Raw genomic sequence first — 26,564 nt, forward strand, 5'->3', positions numbered from 1 at the left:
TTACATGGGGCAAAAAGCTCATAACAGAAGAAGGCTCATTGACGGATGAGCCTGGTATAGGTGGCTTCCAGATGCATGGCTGTTCTGGCCCAACTGAAATGTGCCTTTGCGCTGTCTCGGCCAGCCTTCCCTAACATCTCGGCAAACGTGGGGTTGCTTGCAAGTTTGTACAGGCAGGAGGTGAAACGTTGGGGACGCTTATAATCAGTGACAAGGTATCCATTAATACCTGATTCAATAATCTCACGAATGCCTCCGTTATCAGAAGCAATGACAGGTAATCCTGAAGCCATGGCCTCAACATTGACCAGACCAAAAGCTTCATGTTCTTGGGAGGGACACACCAGACAATCGACGGCCCGATACAACTGATCGATATGCTCATGGTTTATCTGACCACGAAAGGATACATGCACTTTTTGTTTATGGGCAAGTTCGCGAAGTTTACGCATGTAATACGGAGGGCCTTTGCCTGCAACGACCAGTTGGACAGGCATCTGTCGCTGAAGGAGGGCAGTCGCACGAATTAATACGTCTACGCCTTTTCCAGGGATGAGCCTTCCGACATATAAAATAGAGAATGGTTTAGTCACTCCAAATTGTGTACGCAGTTGAATCTGTTCTTCGCTGGATTCAGCAGGCCTGAAGCGGCTTAGATCCGCACCCAATGGAACCACACTCATCCGGCGTTTTACCAACGGAAATCTGCGGCCTAGCCTTTGTCGCAGGGATTGGCTGTTAACGGCAATCCAATCCGCTTTTTTCATCAATGTGAGTCTGGAAGTTCCGGGCTGAGCAAAGGTTAACGAGTGAAGATAGAGTACAACGGGAGTGCGTGGAAAAGCTTGTTTGATGTTCGCCATACTTCGTGGCCTGTTGTCCACTTGAATTACATCGTAGGGTTGTTTGGATAACTGACGTATGACGGCTTTGGTGTATCTGACAGGACTCGATGCAGGGACACGTTGAATGGTGATGCCATCAATCTGTTCTGTGGCAGCGAGACCTTCCATTTGACGAGTTATGATAGTCACCTGATGGCGGTGTGCAAGTTCGCGGGCAATCCCTAATATACAGATTTCCACGGAACCATTACCGGGCAAAGGTAATTTCTCGGGTGCAACCATAGCAATTTTCATTAACTGGCTCCTCCTTGTCCGACATCGGTAACAATCTTCGTCGTATATCTTATGAGAAGCTGAGGTATTTGGCTCCTGCAAAAAGGCAGGTGAACACCCATATAAGCGTGCAGGAATAATCTGCTGCGTGGAATGAAGCGGAGATTTTCAGCTTTTGTGATATACTGTACGGGAACAATTGAATTCGTTACATGTATAAAAGCAGGAGGAAAATAATGTTACATTCTATGCTGGGACGCTTCCGGCTGATGTTGTGGTTGCAGGGAATTTCGTATGTATTGTTACTGTTTGTTGCTTTTCCGTTGAGAGATGCCGGAGTTATGCCGCAGGCTGTCACTTGGTTTGGAAATTTGTACGGTTTTTTATTTTTAATGTACTTGTTATTTATGGTGAGCATGTACACCTCACAGAAGTGGCGTCTGCGTCGTCCAATTGCCCTCTTCTTCATTTCTTTCATTCCACTGGGGAATATGATTTACGATGTTGTCGTATTCCGTAAGCTGTACCGTCAACGAAATAAAGCTTGACTTTATTTAAGATTATGAAATATGATGAGTACAGGTTTAACAACCCGTTCCAACTAAAACTACATATTCCTGTTAAAGGGGAGTAGCTTTTACAGTAAAGTCGTCAATTCGGGATCGTATCCCCGGCTTTATTGGCAGCAAATTTGTTGTTAGCGAGACCTTTACCAAGTTTTCATGCTCGGTAAAGGTCTCTTTTTGTGGATATAAAAGGACCTTACCAGCGATGGTAAAGGTCCTTTTTTTTGTACATCATAAGGATATTAAGGAGGAGTCAACGTTGGAAGTTTCATTATTATTGGAATATGGGTGGGTGTTGGCTGTCTTAGTAGTTCTAGAAGGATTACTTGCAGCAGATAATGCATTGGTACTCGCAATTATGGTTAAACATCTACCTGAAGAGAAGCGCAAAAAAGCGTTGTTCTATGGTCTGATGGGCGCATTTGTTTTCCGTTTAGGTTCATTGTTCCTGATCTCTTTCCTCGTCGATGTGTGGCAAGTACAAGCGATCGGTGCCCTGTATCTCCTATACATTTCGATTAACCACATTGTTAAAAAGATACTGGGTAATCGCAATAAAACAGATGAAGCTGCTGATTCGACGCCAAAGAAACCGAAAAAACAATCTGGTTTCTGGATGACCGTATTCAAAGTCGAAGTAGCCGATATCGCATTTGCAGTCGATTCCATTCTTGCTGCAGTTGCCTTGGCCGTGGCGTTGCCACCAAGTGGATTGCCTGCAATCGGGGGACTTGACGGAGGACAGTTTATCGTTATTTTCCTCGGTGGATTCATCGGGCTTGTGATTATGCGTTTTGCAGCCTCATACTTTGTGAAATTGCTTCATTCCCGCCCAGGGCTTGAAGTTGCGGCTTTTGTGATCGTAGGTTGGGTAGGGGTTAAACTGGCAGTTATTACACTTGCACACCCTTCATTGGGTGTTCTAGATGAGCATTTCCCGGAAAATAAAATTTGGAAATTCGGATTCTATATTGTACTGATCACCATTGCGGTATGTGGTTGGTTCCTGTCTTCCAAAGTTCCTGAAAAAGAAGACGAAAATCCGGTTGATGAGTTGGAAAAACAAGCAGGTTTGTAATAATCATGTTACGCTAACAACATCATTATTATTAAGAAAAGAGGGGACTGTCCTAGGACGGTCCCCTCTTATGGTTTATACATAAAGTCTGCACCATGGACCTATTTCCAAGAAAAGGGTTGACACATGAATTTCAGTCCCTTTATTATAAGACTTAACATTAACGAAGGGAGGCCGAGAGACATGATGCTTGGTTATGATCTGAATCTAACAGGGCGCAAGGTGGATACAACTGCATATCAGGCTCATCGTCTCATTGGCCTCATACGGTCGACATAGGGGATAGGCATATCGTTTAGCGGGTTTTATAATCGATATGCGTTCTTCGCTTATATCATAGCGATGGATAACAGACACACAAGCATGTTTAAGCTGTTCTGTTCTCCGTTATTGTCATTCAGTAGAAGTCATGGGCGACTAGCCTATGGCTTTTTTTAGTTTTATTTTATAGATGAATCAGCAAACCGAATTTGCTGAACGTACAGGAAGGAATAATACACTTTTATGAATACAGACTTTAATTTATTTAATGATCCAAATGAAAACGCAGGTGGCTATCGCCATGAAGTGAAGTTGCCCGCGGGCGACCTAACCGTATATGCAGCACAACAACTCTTTTCCTCGCTCGATTACAAGGTATTCGAGATGGCGAACAATAATCTGCAGATTCCGGGAATCTCTTATATGAGTTACACGCCAGACGTACACGTCGGTGTAGGTACATGCATTGGCACGACAGCCGTGTGGGATGCACAGAGCGGATACGTTTCTCCCTCCATCGTTGGCAGTGACATTGGCTGTGGCATGCGAGTGCACATGACGAACTTGCACAAGGACGAATTGAAAGACATCAAGCTTCGCCGTAAACTTGTCAAAGCCATAGAGAAAGTATTGCCAATGGAGGCGAACCAGCGAGGTCATTACTCGGATATAAGACTGGAGCACATTGTTCGTAAAGGGCTGCATGGTTTACCCAAAAAATATATCCCTGACAGCTTTACACCGAAAAAATCAACCTCGATAACCCATGTGGAAAGCAGCAAATTCAGTTACGATGAGGATGTGTTAAATCACATTCCTGATATGACGTGGCATCGTTCGCATCGTCAGCTCGGTACACTGGGCGGAGGGAACCATTTTGCCGAGATCCAGGCGATTGAGATCACCGAAGAGAATCGTGAAATCGCAGAAGCTTGGGGATTGTACGATGGACAGATCGTGGTCATGATTCATTCCGGCTCTCGTGCATGGGGCGGATATGTCAGTCAGACGAGTTCTTCAGCGATTGCGAAAGTCATGCAGCGTCTTAACTTGGGCACATCCGATCCAAGACTGGTATTTGCGCCGCTGGAGCATGCAGAAGGTCGTCATTATGTGAACATGATGTATTCTGCATTGAATTACGCTGTTGTCAATCGTCACCTGATTGCGTATGCTATTCGCGAAGCATTCCGGGATGTGTTTGGCCCCAAATGTGAATTTCGTACGTTATACGACCTGATGCACAACTACGCCTGGGAGGAATCCCATGCAGACCAAGACTCCGTTTTTGTACATCGAAAAGGAGCGACACGTGCGTTGCCGGCGGGTCACCCGGACAATCCCAAGCCTTATCTGGCAACTGGACATCCGGCGCTTATTCCCGGTTCGATGGGAACTGCTTCATATATCATGGTCGGTCAGCCACAGGGCGCTGATAATTATTATTCCATATGTCACGGCGCGGGTCGCATACGTTCACGAACAGCAACGAAACGATTGGTTACTGTAGAGGATTTTGCTACGGCACTTGGCGTCGGCACAGAAGATGAGATCGTGGTAAACCAGCGCTCACTTGAATCCATTATTGATGAATCACCACAGGCTTATAAAAATGTAGACGAAATCATAGACAGTGTAACCGGCGCAGGCTTGGCTCAAGTTGTAGCCAAATGCAAACCGCTTGCCGCGGTAAAGGGAGCGAAATAATGACAATACACGAACAACAAGTAGATCCTACCCGGGCAATCTATAGCTACGATGAACAACATGATACCCGTATTCGAGTGGAAGGGTACGCCATCTATTCAAGGCTGATTCGTGGCATCAGCGAGGCGCTACATCAGCGATATGGGATTGAATACAAACTGTATGCCAGTTCTGACCCGAACAATGAATATTGGGAGTTACTCCGGGAAGACTTGCAAAATGGAAGTACCGAAGTGGAATTGGTAGCCCGCATTTTCGAGGATCTGGAGCTTCAGACGTTGCATTACGATGATGATGGTGATGTGCCCACGTATGGTGTGCACTACTCCATCCGCAACAACGTATTTGCCTATCCAAAATGGGGCGTTGCACTTGTGCGGGTTCCATTTTTCCGAGAGAACGGGATCTATAGCGAAGACTTTGTATTTGCTGTCGGGGATGAAGAGATGAAGCAATTTCTCGGAAGTGTCCGGGAACGGGAACGTCAGCAAAATATGAAAAAAGTGACGGTGTATACCGATGCCCGCAATGGCAGCGACCGTCATGTCGAATCGATTACTCGCTCTGTGAGAAGAGAGGATGTTGTTCTCTCTGCACAGATTAAACAGGATATTTTCCGCTCGCTGGATCAGTTCTTCGAAGCGGATCGTTCCTTTTACAGAGATTACGATATCCCATACAAACGGGGCATTCTATTGTATGGACACCCCGGAAACGGTAAGACCACATTGGTGAAATCCATTGCAGGAAGTATCCCGGGACCGGCTGCGTATTGGCAGATAACGGAGTATACCAACAGTGAATCGGTGCGTGAAGTGTTCGAGGCTGCCAAGCGACTCGCACCGATGGTACTGATCATTGAGGACATCGATTCGATGCCGGATGAAGTTCGTTCCTTTTTCCTGAATACATTGGATGGAGCTACGTCCAAAGAAGGCATTTTCTTGATCGGGACAACGAATTATCCTGAGAAAATCGATCCTGGCCTTATGAACCGTGCTGGACGGTTTGACCGGGCTTACGAAATTCCGTTGCCAGATGAAGCACTGCGCCTGCAATATTTACGCCAACGTGGCTTCACCGTATTCGCGGGTGAAGAGGGCACGGTAGAAGCAGCTCGTCTGACCGACACGTTTTCTCTTGCGCAGCTAGGTGAGTTGTATGTGAGCGCTGCGCTGGAATGGCATCAGAATGGACAGACCGATATTGTAAAAGTCATTCAGTCGATGCGTGGCGAGCTGGACAAGAGTCACAAACATACGTGGCTGGCGCAGCCAGGTAAGGGCCGTGCAGGCTTTTATTGATCAGATCTAACCCATCAATCCTATAATATGACGCAAATTTATAAATAATCCTACCTCAATTGGTGATACTAACCTTGTCTGCTCTAACATACAATGACTTTCGGGAGGTACATAACGCAGCCCTGAGCTGGTGAGATGCCGGAAAGTGACGTGATCTGTTTCATACTGGGCCACAGCCTATTTTGCAGAGAAGAATGCATGGGACAAACGGTAATATGCAAAAATTTTTATGCCAATTGTTTAAATGCTTCTGTAGCGGTTAATAGTAGACAGACAACAACAAAAACTTTAATTAGAGGTGAATGATATGGGTTGGTTATGGTCATTAATTATCGGTGGTATCATTGGTTGGTTGGCAGGTTTGATCGTTGGTCGTGACATTCCAGGTGGTGTTATTGGTAACATCGTTGCGGGTTTCATCGGTGGATGGTTAGGTGGAGTAATCTTGGGTGATATGGGTCCTGAGATGGGCGGATTCTACATTGTGCCTGCATTGATTGGTGCGATTGTTCTTGTAGCCATCGTAAGCTTGATCTTCCGTTCGATGGGACGTAGTCGCGGGTAACACATTCAAGATCAGTTCTTGAATAAGTTGTTGCTACATTGCATTACCTAATGAATAAAATAAATTACCAATGAAGAGGTTGATTGAGAGCCATAACGATGGCTTTCAATCAACCTCTTGTTGTTTTAGAATATAAGAAGGTATGCGTAATGGCTATCTATATTCATACGTAGTTTAGATAAGAGGGGATGAACGGAATGGAAAAAGCTACATTCGCCGGCGGATGTTTCTGGTGTATGGTTACACCGTTCGAAGAACAACCGGGCATTCATGGGATTATATCGGGTTATACTGGCGGTCACGTCGAGAATCCAACATATGAGCAGGTCAAATCAGGGGAGACCGGTCATGTCGAAGTGGTTGAAATTACATTTGATCCGGAAGTATTCCCTTATGAACGACTGCTGGAGCTATACTGGCCTCAGATTGACCCGACAGATGACGGAGGACAGTTCCAGGATCGGGGGACACAGTATCGTACGGCAATCTTTGTGCATAATGAACGTCAACGTGAGCTTGCTGAACAGTCTAAACAGGAACTGGCAGCCAGCGGACGATTCACTCAACCGATTGTTACGGAAATTCGGGATGCCGTCGTGTTCTATCCTGCTGAAGACTATCATCAGGATTACCACAAGAAAAACGAGAAACATTATAAGGAAGACCGTGCGTTATCCGGACGGGACGAATTTATCGAGCAGAACTGGAAATAATGCATCAGATCACATGAAAAGCCGGGCGAGTTCCAGTTGGAACTCGCCCGGCTTTTTGGCTGTATGGATGCTGAAATCAGCCATAACGGTTATCTGATTGTTCCCACCAGTATTTCTACGTCAATGGTAATCTTCGACAAGGAAGTTTGAATTCTCACCAGGGATGATCCCGACCGATGCCAGGAAAGTGGTGTCATATGAACGAGTGAATCCAGCATGTTTGCGGTGACGGGCAGCGTGTAGGTCAGCGGAATGCTGGCGATGAGATGATGATGTTTGCGGAATCGGTCCAGCGTAAGTTCCCGGCCGTCTGCTCGATCAGGTCGATTCAGGAACAGCATTTCTCTTAGTTCAATTAAATATCGTTCACGGGGGATGACTTTGATGATCCATCCCCCATCTTTCAGAATTCGTCCAAACTCTCCATAATTGGAAGGAGAAAATATATTCAGGATGATGTCCAGCTGACCTTCTGCAAACGGACTGCATGCAAGATCGCCGACAAACCAAATTTGCTGGTTGTAGGCAGAGGAAGCCATGGCAATGCCTTCTTTGGCAATGTCAATGCCCCAGCCAACGGCTGGAGTATCCTGCGTAATCTGCTGCAGAAATGTTCCCTCTCCTGTGCCGGCATCCAGAATATGCACGGGATAGCTGATGTCAACCGAATAACGTGAGATCCACCTGCGTAGTACTTCGGTCAAAGGAGCATAAATACCGGTTTCCGATAAGATATTCCTTTTGGCAGTAAATAAACGTTTGTCATAGTTGCCCTTGAAAAAACGTGTCATGAAATTGATATAGCCTTGTCTTGCAAAATCAAAGCTATGCCTGGACACACATTGAATGCTCCCTGAGTTAATGGTTGCCATAGGGCTATGACAGATGGGACAGTTCAACATATGGATGTATGGATTAATAAGCGCAGCGCTACGTTCTCTGCGATGGACTGACATGGAATAACACCCCATTCATTCAGATTTGGATAACTGAAGAAAAGGGCATAACAAATAAACCTCTGCACGAAATTCAAAAAAAGAGGTTTATGGCTATGCCCCAAGTTATCTATATCGAATGAACTGAATAATCATAGGAAGGTTAAGCTCCTTTTGCCTATCAAGATTAGGGTGAAGCAAGAGAACGTTACTAGTATAACAGGATGAGAAGAAATGACAAGTAAGGGGAGCCAGGTGAATTTGAAATAAAAGAGCGCCCTGTCAACCGTTTAGACGGTCATACAGAAGCGCTCCGTTCATTATTTTGCAGCAGCCTTTAATACATATTTGGACAATGTCTCATCGTTCATCGAATAGATGACATCATCGACATAGGTAGAGACACCTTCTAATGAAGGAACGGAGGCACTGGTCGTGTAGATATGCACATCTTCCAGTGTCTGCGGATCAAGAATGTATCCTGTTTTGGCAAAATCAAGCTGGTACTGACCATCCTGTGTCTGGTCAACATGCATTAATGCAGGCTGTGCGTCCTTGAACGTACGCTCGGTCACTTTGCCTTTCATCGTATACAGTTCCAGCTTCTGCCCTGTAAGGACCGTATAGCCGTTGCCAGCCGTTTGGATGTAGGCATCACCGGCAATGGCACGTCCCCATGCAAGCTTGCCGTCGGTGCCAAAGCCCATCAGTCGGTTACCCGTATTCTCGAAATTGGCACGCATAAGGATGGAACCATCGTCCAGAATGGCCAGCGATTCACCGCCGCCATCTCCCAGTGTATTGGCATTGGCAGGGAATTGGTAGAAGGCCAGACGATTCAACGTACGATCATAGATCTCCACCTTGGGATTCGCAGCTTGCTGCCAGAAGTTGCCTACCTTGGTTTGTTTGCTGGCATCCACTACAATTCGACCATGATCAGCCTTGAGCACGCTGCCGTTAATGGTCTTTTCGGTAATTAATTTGCCCTTTTTGTCATATAACGAGATGGCTGAGCGAACGGAACCATTTGACTGCACGCCCTGACTTGAAGCAACCATCAGCGTATCGTTATCCAAAAGGGATATGCTTGCAGGTGAGTTCACCGTTTTGATCCAGTTGGTTTTACCGGATGTATTGAATGAGTACAATTTTTTGGTTTTGTCCGAATATTCCATATACACATAAGCTGTACCGTTACTGGCATATACCGAATCGGAGTATGTGGTGTAAGGACCGCTTTTCTCATGGAATATCGTATTCCACTTCAATTGCCCAGTTGTAGCATCGAATGCTTGGAGAGAGTCCAGTTGCCAGTCCAGTGTAGTTTTGCTGCTTGTTTTTGTTACGGCCTGGGAGGCATGTACATATACAAGATTTTTGGATGGCACGGCATGGATTGCCTTGATCAGGACATCTTTTTCGGTATTGGCCTCAGATAACATCAGGGAAGATGACGTCCACGCTGGTTTGGGCATGGATTCGGTTGAGGCAGCAGCGTAACTTGTTGTATTCATGGTGAAGAGGAGCATGCCGCTAAAAATGAGGGCAGCCCATGTTTTGGACTTGTGTTTGGTCAATGTATGCAAGTGATAAACCACCTTTCTTCTTCGGTTCAAAAGAGAACCGATTGTTGAATTTTACCATTGAAGTGAAGTGCAATTCAACCGAACACACTGTAACCTTTTATCATGGATTTGTCGAAAAAACTATGTTTGGAGAAGTCTGAGGGTTACAGGGAATTCATCTTCTTTCGATCAAGGTTGAAGTCTGATATATTTAGTGCGGTGATAAGCCATATCTAATTAAGACGTTGGATAGAACATAGGGAAAAGAACAAGGAGAAGAGCTATGAACTGGAGTGAAAATGTGACCCTATGGGTCATCGGAATTATTGTCATATTACTATTGTTGGCCTGGATTATTCGGCGTATTATCGGGCACGGTCAGCGGATACGAAGTGAAGCCAATCCCAGGAAGATTACGATAAAGGACATCGACAAGATGGAGGATGGTTCGGAATTTGAATTATATCTTTATCATCTATTCGAAGAACTCGGGTACGATGAGGTTCATAAAACGACGAGCAGCCGGGATTTCGGTGCGGATCTTGTATTTGTGGATCGACTCGGCAGGCGGAGTGTTATACAAGCGAAGCGATACGGTGCGAACCATCCGGTAGGATTAAGCGCAGTGCAGGAGATCTATACATCCATGCGTTATTATGAAGCTGACCGGTCGATTGTATTAACGTCCGCCCGTTACACGGAAGCTTGCCGGACGCTTGCGGCAGTCAATGGAGTGAAGTTGCTGGACCGGGAAGATCTGATGGAATTAATCCTTTTATTCAAGGCGAGAAGAGTGGAGGAAGCATTGGAACTGATCGAAGAAGATGATCATGAACCAATCGAAACGTGGCAGTCTCGGCGAAAGCGGCAATCCCGCTAAGTACGCGGTGGAAGCCTTCTTAAATATGTATATGCCCATTCCAGCAGGAAGCACCTTCACTTGCGTAGCTGCACATGATATATTGAGTGTATATCAACCAAAGGAGTGTGTAATCCATTATGGCACGTACACAAACACAAAAAGCATTACGCAAAGCAGAGCGGTCAGGCAAGTGGTGCTCGGAACAGAGCCGACGAGTTAACGGAGATTATGGTGCATTATCCCAGCATGTACGTCTCATGCCTACGAAGCAGGAAAAATTGCAAAAGGTCAAACACAAGAAGCAGATCATCCAGGATGGTGGTGCTTCTTTTTATTTTGTCTATGAGAAACGGATTGCTGGATAAGTAAGACGATTATAATCCTTTCTTTGGTTGGAAAGTAATCATGTGGACTGTTAAAATCGATCTTATAAATTGGCTATAAATTCTGTACATATAATGAAGGGGAGAACCTATACATATGACAACAGAGCTGCACATGAATAAAAAAATCGTTCGGCGTTTCTTGCTGCAAACGCAAGCTTTACTGGAACGTTGGCCCGCAGTTTCCTTACCATCGGGACCCGATCAAGTTCTGAGTTTGATTCGCTCACTTGGTTGCGTGCAGATCGATCCTGTAGCTGCTGTAACCGGAAACCAGCATCTGGTGCTGGGTGCCCGTGACCCGGGTTATACGGCTGACAGCTTAAATTCGCTGCTGAGTGATCATAAGGTGTTTGAATATTTTGCAAATGCTGCCTGTGTCATTCCAATCGAGGATTATGCTCTCTTTGAACCTGTGCGTGCCCGATTAAGGGAGCGTCTGGCTCCATCCTTACAAGGTCTGGAGAAAACAGTGCAGCATGTTTTACAGCGTTTGAAGGAGGAAGGACCTTTACCTTCAAGAGCCTTCCGTGCTGTTGAACGGGTAAGTGGTTATTGGGACAGTGCAGATGTGCCAAAGACGAAGGATACCACACTTGCTCTGAATCTACTGTTAGACTCTGCTGTGATTCGTGTGGTGGCGAGGCAAGGGAATGAACGTTATTTTCATATTACCGAATCCGGATTGCAACAACAGGGACTTCCGATGAAAGAAGATATGGATGTGTTGGCCCAGAAGCAGGCTCTGCTGGATAAATACATTCATGCGTATCGCGTTGTAGATGCCCGGGATCCCCGTCTGGGTTGGCTAAAATCTACAGCGGCTGAACGACGCGCCGATATTGCTGCCCGTGTGTCAGATGGGCGAATGATCCCGCTTAAGGTGGAGGACGTGGCGACGCCTTATTATATTCGAGCTGAAGATGAGGATTTGTTATTGCACATGGAGAGGGAAGAGCCACACTATGATCCATCAGGCCCGGTCCGTTTCCTGCCGCCACTGGACAATCTGTTATGGAGAAGAGAACGTATTGTCGATTTATTCGATTTTCATTATAAATGGGAGATCTATACACCAGAGGTGAAAAGAACCTACGGTTATTATGTCATGCCGATTCTTCATGGTGATCGGTTAATCGGACGTATGGACCCGCGACTTGATCGCAAAACTGGAGTGCTTACCGTTCGTTTGTTATCAATGGAAGAGACTGCTCCACCTGTGGAGGAATGGATTGCGGATTTTCGGGAGGGCCTTCAATTCTTTGCGTCCATGCATGGAGCGCATTCAATCACTATTGAGAAGACGGTACCGAAAGAGTTGAAAAAACAGCTTAAATCGATTTGATCAGGGGATACACGAAAGAATGTAAGGATATGAAATTAAAATGGCGTAGAAAGGATCTAGGATGAAAGGATCTAAAAAATAGACAAAAAAGGGGAGAACCCGGTGGTTTCCCCTTCATTGATTGTACAATCAGATCTTTAACATGGCATTAGAAGTGCTAACGAAAATCTAAGTTTGCGTACTCGCCAAAACTTTTTTAGTTCACCAGATGGGGCACTTCAACGTTTGGATCAACGTCTGCTTCATAATCCACACCGTCGGTTTCAAAACCAAACAGTTGGAAGAATTCGCGACGATAACCTTCCAGATCGGACAGATCATAGATGTTCTCTGTAGTCAATTCATTCCAGAGCTTCGCGACTTCTTGCTGAACGTCATCTCTCATCTCCCAATCGTCGATACGAATGCGACCTTCTGCATCGGTTGGAACTTCTCCTCCTGCATACAGGCGATCAGCGAACAGACGCTGCAATTGCTCGACACATCCCTCATGCAAGCCTTTTTCTTTCATGACTTTGTACAATGCTGAGATGTACAGCGGCACGACTGGAATTGCGGAGCTGGATTGAGTCACCAGCGCTTTGGCGACAGTTACATAAGCACGTCCACCCTTGGCACTTAGACGATCATTCAACTTGATTGCAGTCGCTTCCAGATGATTCTTGGCCTGACCGATGGAACCATCACGATAGATGGCATGGGTAAGTTCAGGTCCGATGTAGGAGAAAGCGATCGTTGTTGCATCATCCGCAAGTACGCCGCCTTGTTGCAGGGCATCCATCCACAGTTCCCAATCGTCTCCACCCATTACGGTTACGGTCTGACGAATTTCCTCTTCCGTTGCCGGCTCCAGCGTAACGGAGCTGATTTCGCCTGTGTGGAAGTTTACTGTTTTATTCGTGTAGGATTGTCCGATAGGCTTCAGCACAGAATTGAACACTTCACCCGTGTTTGGATCGGTACGGCGTGCCGAGGCTACGCTGTATACGACCAGATCCACTTGACCGAGTTCACTGCGAATCAGTTCAACGGCTTTGTCCCGTGTTTCGTTTGCGAATGCATCACCTGTGATGCTGTACGATTTGAGGCCTGCTTCTTCAGCGGCTTTTTCGAATGCAGCGGAGTTGTACCAGCCTGCGGAGGCTGTACGTTTTTCTGTGGAACTGCTCGGACGGTAAATACCGATCGTATTCGCTCCCGCTCCAAAAGCGGATACAACGCGTGACGCCAGACCGTATCCGGTGGAAGCGCCGATTACGAGCACATTACGGGGGCCTTTGAGATCCGGCTGTGATTTCACATAATCAATCTGTTCCTGCACTTGCGCAGCGCAACCTACAGGGTGGGAAGTGGTACAAATAAAACCACGTGTTCTTGGTTTAATAATCATTTATTTGCATCCTTTCATATTCAGCTCATGTTTCAGCATTTCGATCAAATGCTCGTATACATACCTCCTTATTGTAAAACAATTACTACGGAAACGGAAACCGTTTCGTTTGATTTCGCCGGAAGGGTGGCGTTATATCTCTAATTTTGCGATGATGTGCATATAATGTACTCGCTTGTTAGGGTAGAAAGGACAGGAATGCCATGCTGAAGGAACGCATTGAACTGCTAAGCAAAAGAAAACAAATCTCCCGTAAAGACCTTGTGGAAGGTCTGGTCACGCAGGCCCACTTTGCCAATATTCTGGCGGATCGTTATCCGCTCCCTGAGGATTTGGCAGAAGCTATCGCCGGACGTCTGGGGGTATCCCCTTCCTATATTCTAAAGGCTGCGGCTCAGGACGAGGAAACACTCGAACGGGCAGAGGTCATCTTCGAACAAATGTCTGTTCCAGCGTCGTCGATATCCGAAGAGACGGTGCATGCGCTGTCAGATCGGGATGACACACTGACTGTTGAGCTGACAACGGCTTTGATGAAGGCGGTATATTATCAACAGTTAAATGATGCAACGGCACATGAATATATACATACGTCCTATCTTAATTTTTACCTGGAGAAGTATGGTCGCCCAGACGATATTGATCTGCCACGCCCGTTAGTCAAGGCACTTTTATTCTATAAAATACAATATTATCGCTCCAAAATGGCCTTTGTAGATGTACTAACTCATGCAACCAGGCTCAGTGAGCTGGCGCTTCCTGGCAGTGAATTCTGGCTGTCTGTGCAAAATATCAAGATGGAAGCCTACATCCAGGTTAAACAGTATGAAGAGGCGAAACAGGTATTCGAGCTTACGATGCGTCATGTATATGATCAGCGGCTGTTCCATCGATTGTCCGGGTTATATGTGGCATATAGTGGTTATTGTTTCGCAATGGGACTGGTTCAGGAGGCACTCTCGGCATTAACCATGGCGGAGGCGAACCTCGTATATGCGGGGAACCAAGGCGATCTGGTGACCGCAATTGCCAACAATCGGATTGTTATGTTAACGATGACAGGTGAATTGGATCAGGCACAGGCGGAGATTGAACGATTTGAGTCACTATTGCAGCAGGAAACGGAAGAAACACAGCTCGCGATGCGGCCGCTCGTCTGTATATATCAATGCGAAGTGGCTCTGGCGCGGAAGAACTGGGGCGTACTTGCACAAAGTGTAGATCAACTCTTGAAATGTGCAACAACCCAGGACCATCAGATGAGCGGAACCTTCTACCAGAGCCAGCTGGCTCTTGCGCATGGAGATCGCGAAGTTTTCATGGAGCGTGCGCTTGCCTGTCTGCCTTATTTTGAATCCGCGCAGCATGTCGTGCGCCTTGAACCATTATACGAAGGATTGGCCGTGGTGTCTGAGGATCAGCGCAAATACAAGGAAGCGGCGATGTATTATCGGAAGCTGGTATATTTGTTACGCAAAAAATAGAGCGGTAGCATGATATCATCCGTTTGGAAGAGATGGATCACTATGGGTCTCTTATAAGTATGTTTCCTGGATACAGCCGGCTGACAAGTCGGCTTTCTTTCTCATTCCACTATAAATTTGATTCCATTTCAAGAGCATAAGCCGTACTAAGCTCCACAAAGTTCAGAACTTCGTCAGATACGGGATATAGTCCTGACTCTGTAGCAGGAAGCTTCCTCACTTCCCAAAACTTTTCGATCAATGTCTCATCACCATTAAAAGTATCGTGAGATAACTTCATTAATTCACAGGCAATGTTATAGCCTTCATCCGATTGGGGAGGAACAGATTGTTGTATGCACCACTCAATCCGGCGTATCAAGGAGACATATTGCTGAGTAATCTTATCATTATTATTAAGTTTCGGTAATGCTTTCTGTAGAAAGGCAACTTCCTCAGCATTGAAGTAATCCATCCACTGTTTAGCAACGGGCTGTACGTTTTGAACCAGATGTGAAACCCGATCCCAGGAAAGTATACCTTCCAGATCAATCATATTGATCAAAGATGTAGTATTTTCAATACTGCCCTGAATTGAAGTTAATTGCTCCTGAAGATGATTATGATGTGCGATCAGAATATGACGATAAGATAGTTTGTTCATTACAGTTTGTATGTCTTCAAGCGATAATGATAGTGATTTGAGCAACGTGATTTTTTCAAGCGCAAATAAATCTTCCTCTGAATAATAACGGCGACCGTTGTCTTCCTTATGACTCGGTTGTAGTAGACCGATCTGATCATAATAACGTAGTGTTCTCACGGAGATATCTCTCTGTTTGGATACTTGTCCTGTTGTCCATCTCTGCATGTTTTTTTCCTCCCAAAAAGTGCTTGCAGGTGACGTTACGTCACCTAATATCATTATAATATATAATAGAGGATTGAGGGATCGAGAATGACTAGAGCGGTAATGTGGAAAAAGACGGATCAGTGGACATGGCGTGAGTTACTAGTATTGCTAACGCTGGAATTTGTATTTGTAATATTCGTGATTAAATACCCGATACAGTCCGGATATGAGGAGTGGTTGGATAATACCCTTTATTCTGGGACACTAACAGGGCTTACCATCGCAATTACACTTTTGACGGGACTGTACTTGGTTGCTTTACGACCGAAGAAGCTGTCGTGGAGAGAGGTGGGCGTGAAGGGATTCTCCATAAGGGATTGGTGGAGAATTGTACTGTGGCTCCTGCTTCTCATCATTTTAAGTGTGATGGCAGTATATCTTACCAGTTTTCTTGGAAATACGGTAGACAACAGCAAAACAGAGAGTCTGCAGCAAAATGTCACTCTTTTTACTATCGTTATCGGTATCGTTTCGGCTGGATTCGTGTCACCTCTCTATGAGGAGATCTTTTACCGCGGGTTCATATATCGCTGGCTACGGACTCGTATCAGGATGAAATGGGCGATTGTGATTAGTGCTTTAATCTTTACTCTTGCTCACTTTCCAACGATTAATGCCATGCCCGTAAATTTCATTAGTGGTGTTGTGTTTGCATGGACGTATGAACGGACAGGATCGGTTGTGCCAGGCATGATTGTTCACGGTGCGTTTAATACGATTGCCGTAGTGTTAACCGCAATGAGTTAGAATGATGATTATAGTATGGATACACATTCAAAAATGAGTATATTGAATATGATTTGGTGCAATGCCACCGCTTTAACCACAAATAATATCTGCCAAACGTAAAATGAAGATCGCATTAGCAGTTGCTTTTTTGCGGAATTGGCATAATGCCTTACCAAAGAGATGATTATCCGGTAATTCGATTACCGGATTTTTCGTTTTTTTTGTATGCCGCCAGAAGGGTATTCAAAGACAAGCCGTGGTGTTTATAATTTAATTATAAATAAAATATAACAAATGAGGTGCTTACTATGGGATGGTTCGGTAGAAAGAACAAACAGGAAGATGCGATTGCGAAAGCAGATAAAATGATGAATAAAGGGCTCACTGGCATGATGATGAAAGGTTTCGTATCCAAGGAACATCGGGAGGCGATCAACCAAAGTCTGGATTCGGCAAAACAGGCACAATTGGCTGCGAGTGGTTCGCTTCCATTAACGGCAACAGCAACGGTGGTGACAATCACCGATACGGGCAAACTGATCAACTTTGATCCGATTGTTGTGCTTGTATTGGATGTGACAGAGACAAACGGTAACCAGTATCAGCGAACCTTGGAGACACTGGTGTCCAAAATGCAGATTCCACGAGTTGGAGATCGAATAGGATTGGGTCAGAATCCAGCGAATCCGACGGAACTGATCTATATGGGACTAGTTTCCATCTAGAAGGTTTTGCTTGTAGGACAGTGATACTCCATTTATTAAATACGTATAACAACTGATTACAGACATAACGTTAGAGGTTTGCATAGAGATATGAAGAGAAGGATGAAGAGAGGGTGGGCCATATGGTAGGTTTTCTGAGATTGATTGGCGTATTAACTGTGTTTGGAGTGGGGTTCTCCCCATTTCTGGCACAGAAGATGTGGGATGATCCATTTATCATCATGCAAGCCTGGTGGTATAAACCGGCGATCTTTGCCGGGTTCGGGTTGATCTTTGTTCCTGCGATTTTGAGTAATATTTTTGGTGTAGGTCGAGTCAAGACAGGTTTACCGGCAGTGGGTGTCATTAAGAGCATACAACAGACTGGCACGTATATTAATGAGCAGCCGGAGGTTCGATTGGGTCTGACGGTGTCGCGTAAGGGGCGTGAGAAATACGATACGGAAATGAAAACTGTTATTCCCCTGACATCCATGGCTCAGTTTCAGCCGGGCAGCTTCATTCCGTTAGTGGTCTCTGTGAAGGATGAACGCAAGGTAGGGCTTGATATGAAAGGACAGTTATCACAGGAGGATATGCAGCAACTGTTGGATGAAAAGATGGTACAACAAGGGGTATCCCCTGAGATGATGGATATTGCACGAACAGGCGAAAAAGCGATGGCCAAGATTCTCGATGTCACTCCACTTGGCAGTGGAGGCAGTAATAAGATCAAGCTTCAACTCAAACTCAGCATAACCAAGACGAATGGTGAAACGTTCACTGTGACAACGCAAAAAGAAATTTTATCTACTGCGCTGCCGCAGGTGCAGCAAGGGCATATTATTAACGTCATTTATTCAAGACAAGACCCGACAAAATTGGTGTTGGCATTGAATGTACAGGAGCGACAATTAAGTGACTTATTCTCATCCTGAGGATATAGATAATAAGGAGGTCGTACAGGTCATGGTTATGACGTGTACGACCTCCTTATTACATTTGGTATGTAGAAGGGATGCAAACAACGTACTGCTTTCAGACAATACCAAGGCGCATGCGATAAGAAAAGAGTACTGTTCTGGATTGTCCGTCAAATACACGATTAGCCAGCGCTCTGAACTCATCGGCAGCTGTTAATAGTTCATCCGCTCCAAGTTTCAACGCCGTTTGCAAGCCGCCTTGGCTCAAGGCCAGGTTCACGTATCGGTCTGCATCAAAGGTCTCGTGGTGATGAAACACGATTTCCCGCACATATCGGAACAGACCGGACTCCTGAATTTGCTGTAAATGCCCATCCTTGCTCCATTTGTGTGCCTGACTATTCTGGGGAGCCAGACTGGCTGCCCGTTGATCTGCTTCCTTATTCAGCTTCAGATAAGCTTGTTCTAACTGCCAGTCTAACATTGGCGGCCAGTCACAATCATAGGCAGCAAATATGCCGCCTGTACGGAGTACACGTGCAAACTCGCGTAGTGTAGGTTGCGGCTCCATCCAGTGAAATGATTGGGAGCAGGTAAGCACATCCACACTGCCATCTGGTAATCCAAGGTCGTGAGACAAGCCGGACACAAACCGCAGGTTATCTGGCTTCCCGGCAGATTCCCACTTGGATTCTGCTACAGACCTCATGTCATCGCTGGGTTCGAAGCCGATGATGCGTTCTGCCTGATTCAGCCAGATCCACGAGGATAAGCCGGTGCCACAGCCAACATCTGCGACCATGCGCGGTGTGCTTCCAAGATATGTCGTTAGAATATCCACCACTTCAGTGGGAGCAGCGGGTCGGTTCTGATCGTATAACGTACCAAAACCTTTGAAACGTTCCACATTGTTGCGTCTAATGTCTTACATGGATAAACCTCCTTCGGTCAGATGGATGACGGAGAGTCAGCTGTGATCAAAAGTTGTATAGGCCTATATTATATCATTCATTGTTGGGAAGGTTGTTCATGACAGGCTGTAAATGTTCAACGGCTTGGATATGGCGTCTGAGCAATTCCTGTCCAACATGTACAGGCTCGATTACGGTCAGCTCTGAACCGAACGATAGCAGGAAGGAGTAGAGCCATTCCCCTACATTTAATTCGAGAGACACACGGAGCCTGCCATCAGGCTCTTTTTTAATGAGGGACGGTTCGAAAAAATCATACACCCGGTATGCAATATTACCGGAGAACGAGAGTGTCAGAGGAGTCAGGACAGGAGCTGCCTCTGATTCAGGGCGGGCTGACCCCACATCAACAGGATCGAGTTTTCTCGTTAGAAAGGTCAATTGGGTGATCCGTTTCATCTTGAATGTCTCGAATTCTTTCCGTTCAGGATCATCATGAATATATCCTCTGAAGTACCATGTACTGTTCTTGAATATAAGCTTCTGAGGTTCCACTGTTGGAACGCTCTTCTCTCCATCCGAATTAACATAGTGGAACGTAATCAGTTGATTGGTTAATATGGCTTGTTTCACTTGATTAAAAAGTTCTCTCTCTTGCAGGGGAATGCTGCCCCATGGTGAGAAATTGAACTCGATCCAATCCAGCTTGTGATCAAACAGGGCGGTCAGCCGTTGCAGCATATGAGCACTATTCAGGTGTGGGATTGCACTGATGCTGTATAGTCCCATCAAAATTTCGTTCTGGTCTTCTTCCGACAGCAGGGACTTGTCCATGACATAGTTGTCCATGAGATGAATGCCGCCATGCTTGCCGGTCGTCGTATAGACGGGGATGCCCGCAGCGCTTAGCCGGTCGATATCACGGTACACCGTACGTACAGAAATCTCGAACATACGGGCGAGTTCGGGTGCAGTGGCTTTCTTTTTCTCCAATAACAAAAGCAACATTCGAAATAATCGGTTATTTTCCATGCTCTGATTATACCATGACAATAGGTGTCAGGGTATGGGTGGTACACTGGTTACATAGTCTTACGAAGACATTTTGACTCAGTCTTATAACTTGTTCTTCATTTATTGCGAAGTAGTGAAGGGGACGATATCGATTCTGACGAAACGAAGTGTTCGCCTTCATCATCCGAGGATAACAGCGATCAGAAGAACGATTCGTGACCGGAACGGCTACTCGCATAATATCAAGCATTTTATATCGAAATGAGTTAAATATGAAGGAGGAACTGGTCATGATAATGAAAGAAGGATTTTACTGGGGTGGCGCAACAGCTGCCAATCAATTCGAGGGTGGATGGAACCAGGGTGGCAAAGGGCCAAGCACATCTGACATGATGACAGGGGGAACCCACACGATTCCACGCCGGATTACACCTGTATTGGAAGAGGGCACGTATTATCCGAGCCATGAAGCGGTTGATTTTTACGGACATTACAAAGAAGATATTGCCATGATGGCAGAGATGGGCTTCAAAATGTTCCGCATGTCCATCAACTGGTCCCGGATCTATCCGAACGGTGACGAACTGGAGCCAAACGAAGAGGGATTGCAGTTCTACGATAATGTCTTTGCTGAGTTGAAAAAGTACAATATTGAGCCGCTCGTAACGATCTCCCATTACGAAACGCCATTTGGTCTGACACAGAAGTATAACGGCTGGGCTTCCCGTGAAGTCATCGATTGTTATATTCGTTATTGTACAACTCTCTTCAACCGCTACAAAGATCAAGTGAAATACTGGCTGACATTTAACGAGATCAACTGTCTGACGATGCCGTTGGGTGCTTATATGGCTGGAGGTCTTCTGTTTGAAGGCAAAGAGACGTTGGTCGACGGAGTGGATGATCCACAGACTCGATTCCAGGCATTACATCATCAATTCGTTGCGAGTGCCAAAGCAGTGAAGCTGGGACATGAGATCAACCCAGACTTCCAGATCGGTTGTATGGTTGCGTTCATGACTACCTATCCAAATACATGTAACCCGGACGACATGCTGCTTGCGCAGAAGAAAGACCAACTGTCCAACATGATCTGTGGTGATGTTCAGGTTCGTGGTGCATATCCTGGATTCGCTAAACGTTTCTTCGCCGAAGAGGGCATTAAAATCGAAATGCAACCAGGAGACGAGCAGACACTGCGTGAAGGTTGCGTAGACTTCTACTCCTTCAGTTATTACATGTCTCTGGTAGAAAGTGCGGATGAGTCCCTGGAGAGAGCTGAAGGCAATCTGCTAGGGGGGGTCAAAAATCCATATCTCGAAGCTTCTGACTGGGGATGGCAGATCGATCCAAAAGGATTGCGTTATACGCTGAATCATCTGTATGATCGTTACCAGATTCCACTGATGGTCGTTGAGAACGGATTGGGTGCTGTCGATGTGGTAGAGGAAGATGGTTCCATTCAGGATGACTATCGTATTGATTATCTGAAAGGTCACATTGAACAGATGAAAGAAGCGGTAGCGGATGGCGTGGATCTGATTGCCTACACCATGTGGGGATGTATTGACCTGGTTAGTGCGTCCACTGGAGAGATGAAGAAGCGTTATGGCTTCATTCATGTCAACAAGGACAACGACGGTAACGGAGATTTGAGCAGAACACCGAAGAAGAGCTTCCACTGGTACAAAAACGTTATCGAATCCAATGGTGAAGAGTTGTAATTTGGTATAAAATCAATACCCGCTTGTTCCTTGAAATAGGACAGGCGGGTTCTTGTGGTTTCTGAATTCGTTCAGGATGGATTCAGGATCAAATATAAGAATATAAAAATACCCGGCAATCCTTGAGTTAAGGAAAGCCGGGTATTTCCATATGCATGCGCTCGTAGAGACTATGCCAGTTTTCTGCTATGCAGTTGGGACATACGCTCCAGATGCCGCTGGTAAAACCATATGCAAGCGGAGAGCCAGCAACCACTCAAGAAATAGCCACCGACGATATCACTTGGATAGTGCACACCCAAGTAGATACGACTTATGCCAATGGTCAGTATAAAGGCGGCACTGGCCATGATCATCAGTACACGTCCGGTGACGGTGGGTACATGTTTCCAGATGAGAAAGGCCAGTCCACCATACAGGCTAAATGCAGCCATGGAATGTCCACTGGGGAAGCTGTAGCCGCTCACTTCAATAATTCGGTTAATGGTAGGTCTGGCACGTTGGAATACCAGCTTGAGCAATGCATTTAAAAGGGTTGAACCGGCGAGCACACAAGCGAGGAAGAGTAGTTCGCGTTTGTGTCGCAGCCAAACGTATAACACAATCATGGAAATGATTGTAATGAAAACTACAGGCATTTCACTGCCGATCCAGGTGAAAAACTGCATGAATTGTGTCATGCCAGGGGATTCCAACCCCTGAATCCAGCCGATCAGCGTATCATCAAATCGATGAATCTGGTTATCGCTGATGGATAGGGCGATGCTTATAAAGGCGATCATGCATAACGCTGCAACGAGCAGCGGGAATGAGAAGTTCTTTTTCCAGTTGTGCATCAAATGTTGAGATCCTCCGTGAACGTTAATTTCGTATGTTGGCTCCTTGCGTATGTTGGACATAACGATATTTGTATTGTGCTATAATTTTACAATAATTATAGCAGCAATAAAAATATGTAACCTTTACAACGTTTGTTCAAGCAGAGAATGTAGGAGGGGAGCGGTCGGAATGAAACAACGGTTGGTGATGTGCACGTTGGTCTTACTGTTGGTTACGTCGGGGTTAGCTCTATTTTCCGGAGAGAAAGTGTATGCTTGCAGTTGTGTGGAGAGTGGTGTCCAAGAGAGATTGAAGACAAACACAACTGTATTTACAGGAGAAGTGGTAAGGAAAGGACCATCGCAGCAATCGAAGAATGATGGCATGTTAAGAGAGTATACCTTTGATGTAGATACGGCATGGAAGGGGGTTAACGCCAAAAAGATGAAAATCATCGCGAGTGACGGTGGGTCTGAATCATGTGGTATTCAATTCGAAAAGAATCAGTCCTACCTGATCTATGCGTATCAATCTGAACTGGATCATAAACTGCATACGAATCTGTGCAGTCGCAACGTTCTTGTGGAACAAGCCGGAGATGACTTGAAATTGCTGGGCGCAGGCAAGGTTGTAAGTAAAGAAGATTTTGGAGAAACCAGTGATGGCGGGCGAAGTGGACCTGTCTATCTTATCTTATCTTATACGGTACAGTCATTTTATTAGCAGCATTGGCAGTCGTGTGGTTTTGGAGACGAAAGAAAAGAATCTGATTGCCCAAGGACGGAAAGAACCTGAAGAAGCGAAGCGTTCGCCTAAAAGTTTTCTGAAAGAAAGCTGCATCGAAAGCGTACGCTATCCCCGGATTTTACCTTTATAATAAGGGATCAAAAAAATCTGGGGATAACAGTGATCAGAAGGTTACTCTGTCATCGGAGTGGCCAGTGTTAATATTCTGTAGTTCAATTTTTATAGTTTAACTGCAACATGTATTCATAAGCTGTGACGCCAAATACCCGTTTGAAATGCCGGTTCAGATGGGTCAGATCCACGAATCCGCAATCGGCAACAGCAGCGTAGACGTCCTTCTGCATTTCGATGGACTGACGGGCACGCTCCACCTTGCAGTTTAAGAAAAACTGGTAGGGAGAAATACCTGCTTGTGACTTGAATTCACGGATAAATTGAAACTTGGACATGCCAAATTCGGCGCTCAGGTTGTCCAGCTTGAGCACATCTTCGGTGCTGCAAAACATCATTTCCTTAGCTTTTCGAACCAGGCTGTCCTGAGGCACCCAGAGCTTGGGATGCATCTCCTTCTGAGCCAGAAGGTGAACCAGATCGAAGACCCGTTCGCTGCACTCGGCTTCGTCCTGTCTGTGCTGAACGGCATCGTTCAGCATCAGGATCTTCCGTGCAAGCTCGGGATCATAGACGATGGGATTTCCAAAACGCAATTCCTTTTTGCCTATAATCTCCTCTACCAAATCCGGCTTCAGATACAGCATCACGTAATCAATGCCTTCTCTATCATAGGAGCTACCATCATGGGACTGCTCACGATTGAACAACATGACACCATTTTGGTGAGATGCCTGATATTGTCCGTCCAGGTTGTATTGTTGAATGCCACGCAGGGTTACGCCAACCGCGTACTCTTCGTGGCAATGTTTTTTGTATGCAAAATCAGTAAAGCTGGCGGATAGTGCCAGCACGTCTTGTGACTTTTTATAGTTGAACCGTTCCATGCAGCACACCTCCCAAGCTTTAGATCAATCCGGATACTATAATGGCTGAGTATAACAAAAAAAGGGCCATGAGAATACTCAGTAATTTTTGGTGGCGATTCAGCAACGTTCTGAAAACCGTGCCAAAAACAACCCAACTGGAGTAGGCTAGAAAACCAATGAAAGTAATGAGCAATACGAACAGGAACGATGAAAATGAGCTGTGGTAAAAGGGCAATACATAGCTTGGAAGGACTGTGAAGGTAAACAAGACCACCTTGGGATTGACAAATTGCATAATAAAACCATTCCCAAATCCGGTAACTTGGGTTAGTGCATCCTCAGTGGTACCCATCTTGTAGATCTGATACGCAAGATATACCATATAGATGCCGCCGACAATCTGCATCACCTTCAGAATTCCGGGCAACACGTCGGCAAGAAGATGATTAAAGAAAGCTGATGCGGTAAGCAGCAGACCAAATGCCAGCGTAGCTCCCCACACATAGTTCATCGTTTGTCGCGCGCCTACCTTCTGGGTGGACGATAGAATGACGATATTGCTAGGCCCGGGGGTAAAGGTGACGACGATGCAATAGATTAAAAAAGATGCAATACTCATGACGAAGCGCTCCTCTGGTTGTAGTCTAGTTCCATGATCATACGTCCAGAGCGAAAAACCATATAGTACATTATTGCAGCAGGTACATGGATAGCAGCACGGCTTCCGTTTAAAAGATAAGGGGTAGTTTTCTTTTTGAATGATTGCGTTTACAATTTAGACGGAGCATAGGATGATCAGACCACTTGAGGAAGTGAATGTAATGAAGAAAATGCTGCTAGTCTATATTTTGCTAATCTCGGCATTTGCGCTGTATGTGTTGAGATTCGAATATACCAGTCAGGTTAACAGTTCATGGGAGGACCGGGGGCTGCGCGGTGATATCGGAGAGACGTATATCATGATTACATTCCAGTCCGGGCTGGAGTATTGGAAGAGCCCGCTTAAAGGATTCGAGGATGCCGCGGATGCGCTTGGAGTGACCGTAGAATATCGCGGAGCTACCCGGTATGATGCGAAGGAGCAGACGATGGTGATCGAGCAGGCCATCGCTCGTAAACCCGCGGGCATTGCCATATCTGCGATCGATCCCCAATCGCTAGTTCCAGCGATTAACAAGGCAGTCGATGCAGATATCCCTGTTGTATTATTTGATGCGGATGCACCCGATAGCCAGGCCTATTCATTTCTGGGGACAGATAACTACAAGTCCGGTGTAATGGCCGCTGATAAAATGGCTGAACTGCTGGGGCGTGAAGGAGAGGTTGCGGTATTAACCTTGCCTGGACAACAGAATCATGAAGAACGAACGAAAGGCTTCCGCGATACGATCGAGGAGAGATATCCTTCCATGCAGGTCGTTGAAGTTGCAGATGGGCACGGTGATGCGATGGTGTCCAGAGACGAAACACTGAGAATGATGAAGGAACGTCCGGAACTGGTGGGTATTTTTGTGACTGAAGCCACCGGAGGAGCAGGAGCGGGAGAAGCCGTTCAAACTGCCGGGGGCAGCAGACATCCTATGCAGATTATTTCATTTGATACGAATAAGGCTACATTGGATATGATCAAGAACGGGACGATCTCGGCTACAATTGCACAGGGAACCTGGAATATGGGGTATTGGTCACTCCAATATTTGTTCCATCTGCATCACCAGTTGACGGTTCCTGCTCCATCGGCATCCGGTGAAAATGCACCGCTTCCCGTGATGGTGGACACGGGGATCTCTGTCGTGACACGTTCAAATGTGGATGATTACTATGCCAAATAACAAGGAGCAT

At 45.8% G+C, this 26,564-nt stretch carries 26 protein-coding genes; 16 read left to right on the forward strand and 10 right to left on the reverse strand.

What is annotated here, in order from left to right; all coding sequences use genetic code 11:
* Positions 1 to 35: 35 nt before the first annotated feature.
* Positions 36 to 1,139 carry a glycosyltransferase family 4 protein gene (locus ACX9NY_RS00580; protein WP_472476682.1) on the reverse strand — a complete coding sequence of 368 codons (1,104 nt, stop codon included), beginning with the start codon at positions 1,137 to 1,139 and terminating at the stop codon, positions 36 to 38.
* Positions 1,140 to 1,354: 215 nt separating this feature from the next.
* On the opposite strand from ACX9NY_RS00580, the gene ACX9NY_RS00585 reads away from it, so the two are divergent.
* From ACX9NY_RS00585 to msrA, 6 genes are all read left to right on the forward strand, one after another.
* Entirely contained in the window at positions 1,355 to 1,666 is a 312-nt protein-coding gene (locus tag ACX9NY_RS00585; protein WP_339236856.1) for a DUF3817 domain-containing protein, read from the forward strand.
* A 277-nt stretch (positions 1,667 to 1,943) separates the two neighbouring features.
* Positions 1,944 to 2,762 carry a TerC family protein gene (locus tag ACX9NY_RS00590; protein ID WP_339256909.1) on the forward strand — a complete coding sequence of 273 codons (819 nt, stop codon included), beginning with the start codon at positions 1,944 to 1,946 and terminating at the stop codon, positions 2,760 to 2,762.
* Between the two features lie 504 nt (positions 2,763 to 3,266).
* A complete protein-coding gene (locus ACX9NY_RS00595) occupies positions 3,267 to 4,730 on the forward strand; it encodes an RtcB family protein (RefSeq protein WP_472476683.1) in 1,464 nt (487 codons plus the stop codon).
* On the forward strand, positions 4,730 to 6,034 hold the full coding sequence (locus ACX9NY_RS00600) for an AAA family ATPase (protein WP_472476684.1): 1,305 nt from the start codon (positions 4,730 to 4,732) through the stop codon (positions 6,032 to 6,034). The genes ACX9NY_RS00595 and ACX9NY_RS00600 overlap by 1 nt, the downstream gene beginning before the upstream one ends.
* Before the next feature lie 307 nt (positions 6,035 to 6,341).
* Positions 6,342 to 6,599, forward strand: a complete 258-nt coding sequence (locus ACX9NY_RS00605; protein WP_315938471.1) for a GlsB/YeaQ/YmgE family stress response membrane protein — start codon at positions 6,342 to 6,344, stop codon at positions 6,597 to 6,599.
* 197 nt (positions 6,600 to 6,796) lie between these two features.
* Positions 6,797 to 7,312 (forward strand): peptide-methionine (S)-S-oxide reductase MsrA, encoded by a 516-nt coding sequence (msrA, locus tag ACX9NY_RS00610; protein ID WP_472476685.1) that lies wholly within the window; start codon positions 6,797 to 6,799, stop codon positions 7,310 to 7,312.
* Positions 7,313 to 7,401: 89 nt separating this feature from the next.
* Here msrA and ACX9NY_RS00615 read toward each other — a convergent pair whose 3' ends face one another.
* Together ACX9NY_RS00615 and ACX9NY_RS00620 are read right to left on the reverse strand one after the other, a co-directional pair.
* Positions 7,402 to 8,283 carry a putative RNA methyltransferase gene (locus ACX9NY_RS00615; RefSeq protein ID WP_472476686.1) on the reverse strand — a complete coding sequence of 294 codons (882 nt, stop codon included), beginning with the start codon at positions 8,281 to 8,283 and terminating at the stop codon, positions 7,402 to 7,404.
* Positions 8,284 to 8,567: 284 nt separating this feature from the next.
* Positions 8,568 to 9,836 (reverse strand): hypothetical protein, encoded by a 1,269-nt coding sequence (locus ACX9NY_RS00620; RefSeq protein WP_472476687.1) that lies wholly within the window; start codon positions 9,834 to 9,836, stop codon positions 8,568 to 8,570.
* Between the two features lie 262 nt (positions 9,837 to 10,098).
* On the opposite strand from ACX9NY_RS00620, the gene ACX9NY_RS00625 reads away from it, so the two are divergent.
* The 3 genes from ACX9NY_RS00625 to ACX9NY_RS00635 all read left to right on the forward strand — a co-directional run bounded on the left by ACX9NY_RS00625 (position 10,099) and on the right by ACX9NY_RS00635 (position 12,405).
* Positions 10,099 to 10,695, forward strand: coding sequence for a restriction endonuclease (locus tag ACX9NY_RS00625; RefSeq protein WP_472476688.1), 597 nt, complete (start codon positions 10,099 to 10,101; stop codon positions 10,693 to 10,695).
* A 119-nt stretch (positions 10,696 to 10,814) separates the two neighbouring features.
* On the forward strand, positions 10,815 to 11,042 hold the full coding sequence (locus ACX9NY_RS00630; RefSeq protein ID WP_339236837.1) for a hypothetical protein: 228 nt from the start codon (positions 10,815 to 10,817) through the stop codon (positions 11,040 to 11,042).
* Between the two features lie 115 nt (positions 11,043 to 11,157).
* Positions 11,158 to 12,405, forward strand: a complete 1,248-nt coding sequence (locus tag ACX9NY_RS00635) for a DNA glycosylase AlkZ-like family protein (RefSeq protein WP_472476689.1) — start codon at positions 11,158 to 11,160, stop codon at positions 12,403 to 12,405.
* A gap of 196 nt (positions 12,406 to 12,601) precedes the next feature.
* On the opposite strand, the gene fabV is transcribed toward ACX9NY_RS00635, so the two are convergent.
* Complete coding sequence (gene fabV / locus ACX9NY_RS00640) at positions 12,602 to 13,795, reverse strand: enoyl-ACP reductase FabV (RefSeq protein WP_472476690.1); 1,194 nt, start codon at positions 13,793 to 13,795, stop codon at positions 12,602 to 12,604.
* Positions 13,796 to 13,998: 203 nt separating this feature from the next.
* Here fabV and ACX9NY_RS00645 point away from each other — a divergent pair, with 203 nt between their 5' ends.
* Entirely contained in the window at positions 13,999 to 15,279 is a 1,281-nt protein-coding gene (locus ACX9NY_RS00645; RefSeq protein WP_342570838.1) for an XRE family transcriptional regulator, read from the forward strand.
* Between the two features lie 109 nt (positions 15,280 to 15,388).
* Here ACX9NY_RS00645 and ACX9NY_RS00650 read toward each other — a convergent pair whose 3' ends face one another.
* Positions 15,389 to 16,129, reverse strand: coding sequence for a MerR family transcriptional regulator (locus tag ACX9NY_RS00650; protein WP_339256895.1), 741 nt, complete (start codon positions 16,127 to 16,129; stop codon positions 15,389 to 15,391).
* 87 nt (positions 16,130 to 16,216) lie between these two features.
* Between ACX9NY_RS00650 and ACX9NY_RS00655 the strand changes: the two genes are divergently transcribed.
* From ACX9NY_RS00655 to ACX9NY_RS00665, 3 genes are all read left to right on the forward strand, one after another.
* Entirely contained in the window at positions 16,217 to 16,918 is a 702-nt protein-coding gene (locus ACX9NY_RS00655; protein ID WP_472476691.1) for a lysostaphin resistance A-like protein, read from the forward strand.
* 290 nt (positions 16,919 to 17,208) lie between these two features.
* Complete coding sequence (locus ACX9NY_RS00660) at positions 17,209 to 17,625, forward strand: hypothetical protein (RefSeq protein WP_472476692.1); 417 nt, start codon at positions 17,209 to 17,211, stop codon at positions 17,623 to 17,625.
* A gap of 122 nt (positions 17,626 to 17,747) precedes the next feature.
* On the forward strand, positions 17,748 to 18,542 hold the full coding sequence (locus ACX9NY_RS00665; protein ID WP_339308494.1) for a hypothetical protein: 795 nt from the start codon (positions 17,748 to 17,750) through the stop codon (positions 18,540 to 18,542).
* A gap of 100 nt (positions 18,543 to 18,642) precedes the next feature.
* Here the strand turns inward: ACX9NY_RS00665 and ACX9NY_RS00670 are convergent, their stop codons facing one another.
* Together ACX9NY_RS00670 and ACX9NY_RS00675 are read right to left on the reverse strand one after the other, a co-directional pair.
* The gene (locus tag ACX9NY_RS00670) at positions 18,643 to 19,434 is read right to left on the reverse strand and encodes a class I SAM-dependent methyltransferase (RefSeq protein ID WP_472476693.1); all 792 of its coding nucleotides are present in this window, start codon (positions 19,432 to 19,434) and stop codon (positions 18,643 to 18,645) included.
* A 97-nt stretch (positions 19,435 to 19,531) separates the two neighbouring features.
* Positions 19,532 to 20,470 carry a helix-turn-helix transcriptional regulator gene (locus ACX9NY_RS00675; RefSeq protein ID WP_472476694.1) on the reverse strand — a complete coding sequence of 313 codons (939 nt, stop codon included), beginning with the start codon at positions 20,468 to 20,470 and terminating at the stop codon, positions 19,532 to 19,534.
* Positions 20,471 to 20,742: 272 nt separating this feature from the next.
* Here ACX9NY_RS00675 and ACX9NY_RS00680 point away from each other — a divergent pair, with 272 nt between their 5' ends.
* Positions 20,743 to 22,176, forward strand: a complete 1,434-nt coding sequence (locus ACX9NY_RS00680; RefSeq protein ID WP_472476695.1) for a glycoside hydrolase family 1 protein — start codon at positions 20,743 to 20,745, stop codon at positions 22,174 to 22,176.
* A 170-nt stretch (positions 22,177 to 22,346) separates the two neighbouring features.
* On the opposite strand, the gene ACX9NY_RS00685 is transcribed toward ACX9NY_RS00680, so the two are convergent.
* Entirely contained in the window at positions 22,347 to 23,012 is a 666-nt protein-coding gene (locus tag ACX9NY_RS00685; protein ID WP_472479171.1) for a phosphatase PAP2 family protein, read from the reverse strand.
* 172 nt (positions 23,013 to 23,184) lie between these two features.
* Here ACX9NY_RS00685 and ACX9NY_RS00690 point away from each other — a divergent pair, with 172 nt between their 5' ends.
* Complete coding sequence (locus ACX9NY_RS00690) at positions 23,185 to 23,718, forward strand: hypothetical protein (RefSeq protein ID WP_472476696.1); 534 nt, start codon at positions 23,185 to 23,187, stop codon at positions 23,716 to 23,718.
* Positions 23,719 to 23,954: 236 nt separating this feature from the next.
* Here the strand turns inward: ACX9NY_RS00690 and ACX9NY_RS00695 are convergent, their stop codons facing one another.
* Together ACX9NY_RS00695 and ACX9NY_RS00700 are read right to left on the reverse strand one after the other, a co-directional pair.
* Positions 23,955 to 24,740 carry an AraC family transcriptional regulator gene (locus ACX9NY_RS00695; RefSeq protein WP_339256887.1) on the reverse strand — a complete coding sequence of 262 codons (786 nt, stop codon included), beginning with the start codon at positions 24,738 to 24,740 and terminating at the stop codon, positions 23,955 to 23,957.
* A gap of 19 nt (positions 24,741 to 24,759) precedes the next feature.
* Positions 24,760 to 25,341, reverse strand: a complete 582-nt coding sequence (locus ACX9NY_RS00700) for a LysE family translocator (RefSeq protein WP_472476697.1) — start codon at positions 25,339 to 25,341, stop codon at positions 24,760 to 24,762.
* Between the two features lie 202 nt (positions 25,342 to 25,543).
* Between ACX9NY_RS00700 and ACX9NY_RS00705 the strand changes: the two genes are divergently transcribed.
* The gene (locus tag ACX9NY_RS00705) at positions 25,544 to 26,554 is read left to right on the forward strand and encodes a substrate-binding domain-containing protein (protein ID WP_472479173.1); all 1,011 of its coding nucleotides are present in this window, start codon (positions 25,544 to 25,546) and stop codon (positions 26,552 to 26,554) included.
* Positions 26,555 to 26,564 lie beyond the last annotated feature (10 nt).

It is taken from the genome of Paenibacillus sp. CB74 (genome assembly GCF_055687625.1).